Here is an 8,303-nt window from a genome sequence, read left to right as displayed (position 1 = left end):
AACGCTAATGTATAATTTGTATAATTGTTAAATCCAAAGTAGAAAAGAAAGGGATTTCTGAAAGTTAAGTAACCTGCATATCTAGCTCTCTCCAATAAAGATCCATTTACTTTATCGAAGTTTATCTTGTACTCTGGGCAAATATTATTACTGAAATTATGCAAGGGCAACCAAAACGTTACGTTAAGCTCATATTCAAAATATTGAAAATGTGTAATATAGAATAGCTTTAGTTTAGTTAAGTTCTGGTAAAGAGTCGTTAATAAATTATCATTCTTTAATATACTTTCATTTGCCCCAAGATAACTAATGTATTCATTCTCTAGTATTTTAGAGTAATTGAAAGGAGTTATAATAATTGAGTCGTTAAGCAGATATATATATCGATAAATTTCGTCAATAGAGTAGTTGTATGTGCCATTTATTATAACGTATAGATAATCTTTGTCCCCTATGTTAAAGTATTTCATTAGAATATTTTGAGCTTTAACGCTCTGTAGACTATTGGATAAGAAAGGTGAGTCGCTATAAATGAGAAGAGAAGGTGTTTTTATAGCTAATGGTAAGGTTATAGAAAGGAGAATAAGCCACAATATCAGCAATAGTGCACCTTTCTTCACATTTTCACGTATTCTGTATGAGTAATAAAGATTGTGGAAATACCAATTTTAAATAAGAAACCATTTTTTAGAGGATAGGATTGAATAAAAAGTATGGGAAGTATAATAGAAGTTTTAAAATTAATGGAACAAATTGAAAATATTATAAAGAACTATGATCCCAGGTCTGAAGATAAGGAGATCTTAGAGAAAGTACTAGCTAAAAATATGGAACTTAACGCAGAAATTTACACAAAGTATTTAAAAGTATAAATTACACTATTACATTTTTGTGAGGTTTGAAGTAGCAATTGATAGCGTTAGGGGGATTGGAAAGAGGTACTTAAGTAATGAAGGTCACATAGTTGAAATTGATAGCTCCTTAGAGGCGGAGCTAAACTCCATAGGAATTTCAGCTAAGCTATTTATTGAGGGAATATTAGAATTCATTTCAGAGAAGTCTTCAACATACTCTTTTTTCATTCCCTCTAAAGCATTAAGTGGAGAGTGTAGTAATGTTTTAGACATATTTGAACTTTGGGTAACATTTCCTAACGAGTCCTATCAGAAATTTCTTGTAGTAATAATTAATATAGAAGGTAATGCTCAAATCTTTTTACTCAAACCTGAATTGTATAAGGACTTATCTGAGGATATTTTGTCAAATCTCGCTAACAAATATAAATGCCTAGATATAATAATGCCCTTTATCTACCGTTTCGTAGTCTTTGATACATTCAACGCCTTCAAAAGGGTATTTGATACAACATTTGAAGGAGTTATTGATATACATGGGGAAAAATACTTGACGACGATTAGCAATAGTAAAAAAGCGCTGATGTGGAAAATAGATAGTACTAATGTAAGATATGTGAGCAATAATTTAATACCTATAGAGTTACTAAGATTATTAGGATGAAATTATGTCATGGAATTACAGGTACTTAGAATGGAGATTTAATAATTTAAGCGAGGCCGTAGCATTTTTACTAGCTTCATTATCGTTAGCAGTGGCTTTCATACCTTTTTATAATCCTTATGCAATAGTATCCAATCCGATTCAAAATATAATAATACCTTACGTTGTAGCATTGTTAGCCGTAATACCTCATGAAATAGGGCATAGGCAAATGGCTAGAAGATATAATTGCTATTCTAGGTTTGCGTTAAGCTTTGCAGGTTTCTGGACTACATTATTATTCAATCTTGTAGGGAGCTTCCTTCACTTTTTAGTATTCTTTTCTGGCTATACAGCAATATCTTGCGGATTTAGAAGTTCTACGGAAATCGAAGGGAAAACAGCTATGGCAGGTCCTTTAACTAATATCATCCTAGGATTTATAGGGCTTATAGGAAGTTTATTTTTGCCTCCATTTAGTTTAATAGGAATCTTCTTTGCTGAACTGGCTTCGTTTAATTTCTGGGTAGCGTTCTTTAACCTACTTCCCTTCTGGGTACTAGACGGGTTAAAAATATTTAGATGGAATGTCATCATTTGGGGCATTCTAATATTAATTGCATTCGTGATAACATTTTTTGTAGTCATATAAGTAATGCAATACAAACTTGGAAAAAAGCGGTGACGGGAATGAATGTTAAAGACATTTTTACGACTCCATCCTTTTTATTAATGCTATTAATATTTATTGGTTTCGCTATCGGTTTTACAATATCTCTAATAAATACAAATTATCTATATTATATAGAACAACTGAATTATTTGGTGATTCATGGTTATTATTATGAGTTAATCACATCAATTTTCGTAACAAGTAGTGTTGTTGACTTTGTATTTAATTTTTTATCAATGTATATAATATATTTGATCTTCGGATCAAGAGCTAAGAGAAATGAATACGGAATTTTTCTCTTCTCAGGAATATTAGGCAATATATTTACTGTGTTTTTTTATGGTCCATTTACCTTGTCTTCAGGTGCTTCAGGGGGAATTTTTGGTATATTAGCTTATTACACGTTTTATGACTTTATAAGCGGGGGAAATTTGGGAGTTTATGGGTTAATATTTCTAATAGCGGTTTTCGGTATCAGTGACATTTTCTTTCCTAATGTAAACGTTTACGCTCACGTTGGCGGTATTATAGGAGGTATTATATATGCTGCTGGTTATTATCTTTTAAAGCATTCTAGGAAAGTTAATTAACATGATATTAGTTGAGGAGATCTTATTAATAATAGGCTTCGTTATGTTGCCTTACGGTATATACGAAATCATAAAGAGCGAAGCGGATAAGACAGTTAAGATGATATTATTAGGTGTTTCAGTAGGCTTATTTATCTTAGAAACTATCATATCATTGACTTAAATGATAATGCTAATAACCGGAACCCCTGGTGTAGGAAAGAGCTTAGTCTCCTCAAAGCTTAGAGAAATTTTTAAATGTGAATATTTAAATGTATCGCGATTTGTAGTAGAGAGAAAATTATATACTGAATTTGATGAGATTAGTCAAAGTTATGTTATAGATGAGGAAAAAGTTAAGGAAGAACTCAGAAAGTTTTTGGAAAAGCAGACTAATGTAATAATTGAGACTATTTATCCATCGTTAATTCCTAAAGCTGATCTAGTAGTAGTCTTAAGGAGAAATCCCTTAAAGTTATACAGAGAGTTAAAGGATAGGGGTTGGAGTGAGCTAAAAATAGCGGAGAACGTGGAAGCTGAGATATTAGGAGTTACAGCAGAAGAGGCAAAACAGAATTTCGAAAACGTATGTGAAATAGATACGACAAATAATAACGTAGAACAAATTGTAAATAAAATTATAAATAAAGTCTGTGATAGGGACGTAGATTGGCTAAATAATTCTGAAGTGCAAGATCTTTTAATAAATTTAGATAATATTATTAGCTCCCACGAGAATAATATCTAGATGAGTGATAACCCATTTAGAATTCAAAGCCCTCAACCGCAGAGACAGCCAAGAGATTTGAGGAAAGCGGCCCCTCAAGTTCAAGCAGCTGATTTAAAAGTACAAATGAAATTAAAAAGCATAAAATACAAGATTGGCGTAGTTAGTGGTAAAGGTGGTGTGGGAAAATCTTTTGTTTCCTCTAATTTAGCCATGGCATTGGCAGCAAGTGGTAGAAAAGTTGGAATAGTTGATGTAGATTTTCACGGTCCCTCAGTTCCTAAAATGTTAGGTGTTAGGGGACAGATGTTAACGGCTGATGATAAAGGTATTAACCCAGTAATAGGACCATTTGGAATAAAAGTCGTATCGATAGATTTTCTCTTACCTAGAGATGACACTCCAGTAGTGTGGAGGGGCGCAATAAAACATACCGCAATAAAGCAATTTTTAGGTGATGTTAATTGGGGAGAATTAGATTATTTAATAATCGATATGCCTCCCGGAACTGGAGATGAGGCACTCTCTGTAGCACAACTGGTCACTGGCTTGACTGGTTTTATAATTGTTACAATACCATCTGAGGTCTCAACACTTGCAGTGAGAAAATCAATAAATTTTGCTAGAACTGTCAATAGTAAAATTTTAGGAGTAATTGAAAATATGAGCCATTTCGTTTGTCCTTCTGATGGTAAACGTTATTATATATTTGGAGAAGGGAAGGGTAAGAAGATGGCTGAGGAAATGGGTGTAGATCTATTAGGGCAAATACCATTAGATCCAGTTATTGCCGAGGCAAACGATCTAGGTGAGCCTTTCTTCTTAAAGTACCCCGATTCTCCAGCCTCTAAAGAGTTCTTAAGCGTTGCTGATAAACTAATTAAGATACTCGAACATAATAATAATTCTTAAGCGTTTTTAAGCCTAAAATAGAATTTTTTCTCCTCATAAACTGGATACTTCTCCACTACCCCTTCTCTGACAAGTTCAGCCAAAGCACTTCTAAATTCGATTAAATTTATTCCTTCATTTATTAGCTCGTCTCTTAACTGCGTAGATGTCATATCACCCTTTGACAATAATTCCAAAATCTTCTTCTTTAACACTTCTCTAGACATAATACTATGATTGTATATTCAAATAAAAATTTAAGGGACCTTGAAGGAAAAATTTAAAAATAAAAATATATTAAATAAAGATTGGTGAAAGTTTAATGAGTATTGAAATTAGCGAAAAAAGTTTTTTATTGAGAAGATTCTTGATGGTAGCTTATGCTCTGTCAGAAGCTGATATAGAAGTTTTCATGAAGATAATAAGAAGCACCGACGGAAAGAATGTCGACGATATAGCAGGAGAATTAGGAATAAGTAAAAGCAGGGCAAGTTTAATATTGAAAAAACTCTCTGATGTTGGATTAATAGAAAAAGAGAAAAGTAATGTTAGCAGAGGCGGAAGACCTAAGTATATGTATCGTGTAAACAAAGACGAAATAAGGAATAAGCTGAGTAAAAAAGCTGAAGAGGTTTGCAAAGATTTACAGTCCATTATATCTTCTTTGTAAATATTCTTTTAAATAAGGAGTAGATTGAATTTTTTCTTTTGTTAAGAATTCTATATACAGACCTCTTGGTTTTTCTCTCCTTCTATTGACTCTTATAATTGTTGTAGGAGTTGCAATTATATCTACTGGTACGTCAAAAGGCTCTATCGGTATTTCCTTCACTATTTGAATATCGTGTACAGTAGTAGCAATTGGTGTGTTTTCACCTACTTTTCCAAGCTCTCTTAGAATAGCAAACTCAAGCTCACTATATCCCTCTCCTTTCCCTACCCTATCTCCGCTTAGTGTAACTGCTACAGAACCCACTACTACTAAATCTATTTTATCTAGTTCTTCTATGTTAACCTTTATTCCATATTTACTAAATCCACTAATCCTAGAAGCCTCCGAGTAATTAGATATGCGCTTAGGGTCGAGTAAATAAAAATCTCCTCTTAGTCTAGGCGTAGGAACTAGTACCTTTTTACCCATCCTTAACGCAAATTCCCTCACTTTATACTGTGGAGAGTCAGGGTTTACCTTAATGATCTCAGCTTTTTTAAATTCTTCAGTCTCAGCCAATTTTTTTGCAGCAATTTCAGCACCTTTAAAATTAGGTATCCTCCCGAAAACTGGTCTCGGAAATGAAGCTATATTAGTCTCCTCCAATTTTTTCCAAACTAAATTCCTTATATCTTGCTTAGATAACATGAATAATTCCCTCATATATAAGATATATCCCAAATACTAATAATATTGAAGATGATATAATTTTTACATATTTTATGTACTTTAATCCTACTAAGTTTATCAGTCGAGGAAAACTAAATATCCAAATTACTATTCCCAAAAAGAATCCAGGTATTATTGAGATGGATAAAGATCTTATCATGGAAATCCCAACTGTGACCCACCAACTTATCTGATAAGGATTTGATAATCCCATTAACAATCCAATGAAATAGTTTCCCCTTACTGAACTGGAAGGCATTTTAGATCTTAGAGTAGCGTACGAAAGATATAGCATAAACGCTCCACCTATTAAATACAGTGGCATTAACACATAATTCGGGATAAAACCTTGAATAAAGAATACTATCCAAAAGAAGATGAAGTCGGCAGTCATAGCACCCGCTCCAACACTACTCCCATGAAGCCATGATTTAGTAGCTTCGTTAGCTATCATAGCGTTAACTGGACCAGGCGGAGCAGCCATGGATAAGCCCAATACTATGCCAAGCCCTAAGTATACAAGCAAGTCCATTAAAAATCATTAATTCAAGACAACTATAAATCTTGTTAGCTTGTATTATAAGTAATAATTGATAAGTATTTACGTATATACTCTCTGCTATAATAAATAAATCTCACTAAAATTTTACAGTTGAACTCGTCTGATTGCTTTATAAGTCTTTAACAAATGATACTATAACAAACTTATTTAATGTTATCTATTTTTCCTAAGAGTTTTCTATTAAATATGATATTCATGTAGAATTAAGTAGTAATATTAAAGGCGGATTTTGGAAAAGATTAATATATTTCATCTAATACCTTATTACCCATGGTTGAAGATGAGGAGTTGTTATATAAGGCTAAGAAGATGTATGAGGAGGGCTTAAGTATTAGGCAAATAGCCTCACAATTAGGCTTAAGTTACTCTAAGGTGAGAAGATTATTAATTAAAGCGCAAGTAAATTTTAGAGGGAAGATCCCTAATGATTTAGTGAAGAAGATTATCCAGTTAGCTTCGCAAGGATATAGTGCTAACCGGATTAGTAGGGAACTTAATCTCAACTTTAACACTGTTCTAAGAATACTTCGAAAAAACAATTTAGTGAAGAGGAAAAGAAAGCTAAATAAAGATGAAATAACTAAGATAAAAGAAAAATATGAAAAAGGAGAATCAATTTATAGAATAGCAAAAGACCTAAATATCTCTACAAATTTAGTAGTTTATCATTTAAAAAAATTAGGCGTATATAAGCCTATTCATGAATCTTCTGCCACATCTCAGTAGCTAACTTACCATCATATTTAAACACATTTACTAAATCCTTAGCTTTTTCCCTATTCTGCCTATGCCTTTCTAAAAACTCATTTAACTTCTCAACGAGAATTTGCTTCAATTCACCTGTTAACATTTTACCAGACTTGTATTCTTCTCTTATTTCCTCGATTCTTCTATCATCCTCTTCAAAAAAGTAATACAACCATTGAAATGAAACATCAATATCTGGATTTCCTCCGTATTTCCTATGAAGTTCAATAGTAGGCTGACCGCCAGAAAATGCGTACTTCATGATTTTTCTCTCAACGGTTTTAGGATCATCAGTTAAATAAATAGCAGATTCTGGTATTGAGGAGCTCATTTTACCTTCTGGACCGGTTAATGGTGGAAGAAACTTACTGTGTATTTGAGCAGCCTTAAAATATCCTAAAGATTCCGCTATATCCCTCTGAAGCCTCCAATAGGGATCTTGGTCTATACCGGCTGGTATCAAGCATCTTCTCTTCTCAAACATGGTAGGAGCTATTTGTAATGCTGGATAGAATATTATACCAATGTTGGAAGAGATATCTAGCCCAAAGGTGGCTTTTACCTCAGAGAAGTTCAATTTTTTAGCAATTTTAATCGCTATAGGATACATGTTCCTAATATATTCAGTATCTTGAAAAATGAAAGTCCTATCTGGATCAAAGCCTACAGCTATTATGTCTAAAATATTATCATAAGCCCAACTCCTAGTTTGCTCTAGAGTATAGTCAGCATTCCTCATAAACTTTTCGTCATCAGTAATCTCGATGTAAACGTTCACCTTAAACTTCTCTTGAAGCCATTTAGTGAATATAAATGGTATTAAGTGACCAACGTGCATCCCTAAGGATGGAGCTCTTCCAGTATATAGGAAAAATCCCTTCCCATTTTCATAATCATTAAGAATTAAATCTAAATCTCTATGGGAGAAAAATATATCTCTCCTCAACATGACGTGTAAACTTCCAACCAAACTCTTTATCCTCTCCTTTAGAGATTCGGTGATCTTTTGAGTTCCAAATTGAACTATTAGCTTATCATAATCAACCTTACCTTTGACTTCCCATGGAGTAACAACGAATTCGTCTGGCATTATGATAAAAGAAGGAGTAAAAATATAAAAGGTTAAAATAATAAGAGGAACGAAACCCCTTTATGTATTGGATTTGTTGAGTAAAGCAGATCCAGCTGGTAGTTCTGGGAACTTCTCCTTCATCCTTTGCTCTGCCACTATGGATGCCTCCTCTAATATCTTTCTA

At 33.1% G+C, this 8,303-nt stretch carries 13 protein-coding genes and 1 pseudogene; 9 read left to right on the top strand and 5 right to left on the bottom strand.

Going from position 1 to position 8,303, the window contains the following annotated elements:
- A pseudogene (locus DMP16_RS06230) lies at positions 1–620 on the bottom strand (MMPL family transporter); the annotation flags it as partial.
- Positions 621–713: 93 nt separating this feature from the next.
- Between DMP16_RS06230 and DMP16_RS10975 the strand changes: the two are divergent.
- The 7 genes from DMP16_RS10975 to DMP16_RS06205 are packed head-to-tail and all read left to right on the top strand — an operon-like array spanning position 714 to position 4,378.
- A complete protein-coding gene (locus tag DMP16_RS10975; RefSeq protein ID WP_185957828.1) occupies positions 714–872 on the top strand; it encodes a hypothetical protein in 159 nt (52 codons plus the stop codon).
- A 19-nt stretch (positions 873–891) separates the two neighbouring features.
- Positions 892–1,518 carry a hypothetical protein gene (locus DMP16_RS06225; protein WP_069282291.1) on the top strand — a complete coding sequence of 209 codons (627 nt, stop codon included), beginning with the start codon at positions 892–894 and terminating at the stop codon, positions 1,516–1,518.
- A 4-nt stretch (positions 1,519–1,522) separates the two neighbouring features.
- Positions 1,523–2,149, top strand: coding sequence for a peptidase M50 (locus DMP16_RS06220; protein ID WP_069282292.1), 627 nt, complete (start codon positions 1,523–1,525; stop codon positions 2,147–2,149).
- A gap of 38 nt (positions 2,150–2,187) precedes the next feature.
- A complete protein-coding gene (locus DMP16_RS06215) occupies positions 2,188–2,760 on the top strand; it encodes a rhomboid family intramembrane serine protease (protein ID WP_069282293.1) in 573 nt (190 codons plus the stop codon).
- Between the two features lies 1 nt (position 2,761).
- Entirely contained in the window at positions 2,762–2,923 is a 162-nt protein-coding gene (locus tag DMP16_RS10970; protein ID WP_185957827.1) for a hypothetical protein, read from the top strand.
- Positions 2,924–3,487: an adenylate kinase family protein gene (locus tag DMP16_RS06210; RefSeq protein ID WP_069282294.1), complete on the top strand. Its 564-nt coding sequence runs from the start codon at positions 2,924–2,926 to the stop codon at positions 3,485–3,487.
- Positions 3,488–4,378 carry an Mrp/NBP35 family ATP-binding protein gene (locus DMP16_RS06205; protein ID WP_069282295.1) on the top strand — a complete coding sequence of 297 codons (891 nt, stop codon included), beginning with the start codon at positions 3,488–3,490 and terminating at the stop codon, positions 4,376–4,378. It abuts the gene before it with no gap.
- On the opposite strand, the gene DMP16_RS06200 is transcribed toward DMP16_RS06205, so the two are convergent.
- Positions 4,375–4,584 (bottom strand): hypothetical protein, encoded by a 210-nt coding sequence (locus DMP16_RS06200; RefSeq protein WP_069282296.1) that lies wholly within the window; start codon positions 4,582–4,584, stop codon positions 4,375–4,377. The genes DMP16_RS06205 and DMP16_RS06200 overlap by 4 nt on opposite strands.
- A 95-nt stretch (positions 4,585–4,679) precedes the next feature.
- On the opposite strand from DMP16_RS06200, the gene DMP16_RS06195 reads away from it, so the two are divergent.
- Complete coding sequence (locus DMP16_RS06195; RefSeq protein WP_069282297.1) at positions 4,680–5,027, top strand: helix-turn-helix domain-containing protein; 348 nt, start codon at positions 4,680–4,682, stop codon at positions 5,025–5,027.
- On the opposite strand, the gene DMP16_RS06190 is transcribed toward DMP16_RS06195, so the two are convergent.
- The gene (locus DMP16_RS06190) at positions 5,001–5,717 is read right to left on the bottom strand and encodes a 5-formyltetrahydrofolate cyclo-ligase (protein ID WP_069282298.1); all 717 of its coding nucleotides are present in this window, start codon (positions 5,715–5,717) and stop codon (positions 5,001–5,003) included. The genes DMP16_RS06195 and DMP16_RS06190 overlap by 27 nt on opposite strands.
- On the bottom strand, positions 5,707–6,270 hold the full coding sequence (locus DMP16_RS06185; protein WP_069282299.1) for a LysE family transporter: 564 nt from the start codon (positions 6,268–6,270) through the stop codon (positions 5,707–5,709). Before DMP16_RS06185 ends, DMP16_RS06190 begins: the two co-directional genes overlap by 11 nt.
- Positions 6,271–6,570: 300 nt before the next feature.
- Between DMP16_RS06185 and cbp1 the strand changes: the two genes are divergently transcribed.
- On the top strand, positions 6,571–7,026 hold the full coding sequence (gene cbp1 / locus DMP16_RS06180; RefSeq protein ID WP_069282300.1) for a CRISPR DNA repeat-binding protein Cbp1: 456 nt from the start codon (positions 6,571–6,573) through the stop codon (positions 7,024–7,026).
- Here cbp1 and DMP16_RS06175 read toward each other — a convergent pair.
- The gene (locus tag DMP16_RS06175) at positions 6,995–8,137 is read right to left on the bottom strand and encodes a tryptophan--tRNA ligase (RefSeq protein ID WP_069282301.1); all 1,143 of its coding nucleotides are present in this window, start codon (positions 8,135–8,137) and stop codon (positions 6,995–6,997) included. The genes cbp1 and DMP16_RS06175 overlap by 32 nt on opposite strands.
- Between the last annotated feature and the right edge of the window lie 166 nt (positions 8,138–8,303).

It is taken from the genome of Sulfolobus sp. B1, from assembly GCF_007050195.1.
GTDB lineage: Archaea > Thermoproteota > Thermoprotei_A > Sulfolobales > Sulfolobaceae > Saccharolobus.
This window is presented reverse-complemented; position numbering and strand designations above follow the sequence as displayed.